This window comes from Mycobacterium sp. NGS61 (assembly GCF_059812325.1).
The window spans coordinates 1-579 of sequence record NZ_JCALCL010000030.1 but is presented as its reverse complement, the minus strand read 5'-3'; the positions used below and the strand labels follow the sequence as shown (position 1 = coordinate 579).

2 protein-coding genes are annotated in these 579 nt (G+C 62.9%); both read left to right on the top strand.

The annotated features are described in order from the left end of the window. The gene (esxG, locus tag AC5Y3Z_RS25520; RefSeq protein WP_463829107.1) at positions 1 to 294 is read left to right on the top strand and encodes a type VII secretion system protein EsxG; all 294 of its coding nucleotides are present in this window, start codon (positions 1 to 3) and stop codon (positions 292 to 294) included. A gap of 30 nt (positions 295 to 324) precedes the next feature. After that, positions 325 to 579 (top strand): WXG100 family type VII secretion target (locus AC5Y3Z_RS25515; RefSeq protein ID WP_473140392.1); only part of this gene is annotated, 255 nt, incomplete at its 3' end.

Here is a 579-nt window from a genome sequence, read left to right as displayed (position 1 = left end):
ATGAGTTTGTTGGATGCTCATATTCCGCAGTTGGTGTCGTCGCAGTCGGCGTTCGGTGCCAAGGCGGGGTTGATGCGGCACACGATTGGTCAGGCGGAGCAGGCGGCGATGTCGGCGCAGGCGTTTCACCAGGGTGAGTCCTCGGCGGCGTTTCAGGCTGCGCATGCCCGGTTTGTGGAGATGGCGGCGCGGGTGAACACGTTGCTGGACATCGCGCAGGCCAACCTGGGTGAGGCTGCGGGTACTTATGTGGCTGCCGATGCCGCGGCCGCGTCGACCTACACCGGTTTCTGAGCCGGTTCCTTCGAGTTTTAAGGACTTGTGATGTCGCAGATCATGTACAACTACCCGGCGATGCTGGCGCACGCGGGGGATATGTCGGGCTATGCCGGGACCATGTCGGGGCTGGGTGCGGATATCTCTGCTGAGCAGGCTGCGTTGCAGAATGCCTGGCAGGGTGACACCGGGGTGACCTATCAGGCGTGGCAGGTGCAGTGGAACCAGGCCATGACCGATCTGGTGCGGGCCTATCAGTCGATGGCCAGCACCCATGAGGCCAACACCATGGCCATGCTGGCC

Coding starts and splice junctions, on each gene's coding strand:
- esxG (WP_463829107.1), top strand. CDS start 1: ATGAGTTTGTTGGATGCTCATATTCCGCAGTTGGTGTCGTCGCAGTCG.